Annotated in this window: 2 protein-coding genes; both read right to left on the reverse strand. The window is 72.6% G+C overall.

Features of this window, described 5'->3' with window-relative positions; genetic code table 11:
- Window positions 1-987: acyl-CoA dehydrogenase family protein (locus RIF68_RS36140; RefSeq protein ID WP_309055902.1), on the reverse strand; the 987-nt coding region annotated here is incomplete at its 3' end.
- A 4-nt stretch (window positions 988-991) separates the two neighbouring features.
- Window positions 992-1,586: phosphotransferase family protein (locus RIF68_RS36145; RefSeq protein WP_309055904.1), on the reverse strand; the 595-nt coding region annotated here is incomplete at its 5' end.

The following is a 1,586-nucleotide window of genomic DNA, read 5'->3' on the forward strand; positions in this document are numbered from 1 at the left end:
CACCGTGTCCATCATCCACGCCGTCTTCAGCACCAGCAGCCGCAGCTGCTCCACCGTGACCCGGGCGTCCGCGATCCAGTTCTGCACCACTCCCTGCGTGGCCAGCGGCTTGCCGAACGCCGTACGGCCCACGGCCCGCCGGCACATCAGCTCGATGGCCCGCTCCGCCATCCCGATCAGCCGCATGCAGTGGTGGATGCGCCCCGGCCCCAGCCGCGCCTGCGCGATGGCGAAACCGCCGCCCTCCTCGCCGACCAGGTGGGACGCGGGCACCCGTACGTCGTGGAAGACCACCTCGGCGTGGCCGCCGTGCGAGTGGTCCTCGTACCCGTACACGCGCATGGCCCGCCGCACCTCGACGCCCGGGGCGTCGCGGGGGACCAGGATCATCGACTGCTGGCGGCGGATGTCGTCGCCGTCCGGGTCGGTCTTGCCCATCACGATGAAGACCGCGCACTCCGGGTTCATCGCCCCGGAGATGTACCACTTGCGCCCGTTGACGACGTAGTCCCCGCCGTCCCGGACCATCCGGGTCTCGATGTTCGTCGCGTCCGAGGACGCCACGTCCGGCTCCGTCATCGCGAACGCGGAGCGGATCTCCCCGGCGAGCAGCGGCTCCAGCCACCGCTTCTTCTGCTCCTCGGTGCCGAACTGGGAGAGCACCTCCATGTTCCCGGTGTCCGGGGCGGCGCAGTTCGTCGCGGTCGGCGCGAGGTGCGGGGAGCGGCCGGTGATCTCCGCGAGCGGGGCGTACTGGAGGTTGGTCAGCCCCGCCCCGTACTCCGCGTCCGGCAGGAAGAGGTTCCACAGGCCCCGGCGGCGCGCCTCGGCCTTCAGCTCCCCGACCACCGCGGGCGTCTCCCACGGCGAGGCGAGCAGCGCCCGCTGCTCCTCGGCGACCGGCTCGGCCGGATACACGTGCTCGTCCATGAACGCGAGCAGCCTGCCCCGCAGTTCCTCGGTACGGGCGTCGAATGCGAAGTCCACGGGGTCAGCCTTCCTGGAGGGTGGTGCGGCCGTGCTCGATGAAGACGGGGACGAGGTCGCCGATCCGGTCGAAGCCCGCGCCGACGGTCTGGCCGAGGGTGTAGCGGTAGTGGATGCCCTCCAGGATCACGGCGAGCTTGAACCACGCGAACGCGGTGTACCAGGAGAGGGCGGAGGTGTCGCGGCCGGACCGGGCCGCGTAGCGCTCGATCAGTTCGGCGGGGGAGGGGTGGCCGGGGGCCCCGCTGGTGGTGGAGACGGGCGACCGCGGCAGCCCGAGGTCGGAGCTGTACATCACGAGCAGCCCGAGGTCGGTCAGCGGGTCGCCGAGCGTGGACATCTCCCAGTCGAGGACGGCCCTGATCCGGTCGTCGGGGCCGAGCAGCACGTTGTCCAGCCGGTAGTCGCCGTGGACGACGGTGGGCGCGGGGGAGGCGGGCAGCGCCCGGCCGAGGGCGGCGTGCAGCTCGTCGATGCCCGCCAGCTCGCGGTTGCGGGAGGCGTCCAGCTGCTTGCCCCACCGCCGCAGCTGCCGGTCCAGGAAGCCCTCCGGCCGCCCGAAGTCCCCGAGCCCGACCGCGTCCGGGTCCACGGCGTGC

The organism is Streptomyces sp., from assembly GCF_031178505.1.
Taxonomy (GTDB): Bacteria; Actinomycetota; Actinomycetes; order Streptomycetales; family Streptomycetaceae; genus Streptomyces; species Streptomyces gulbargensis.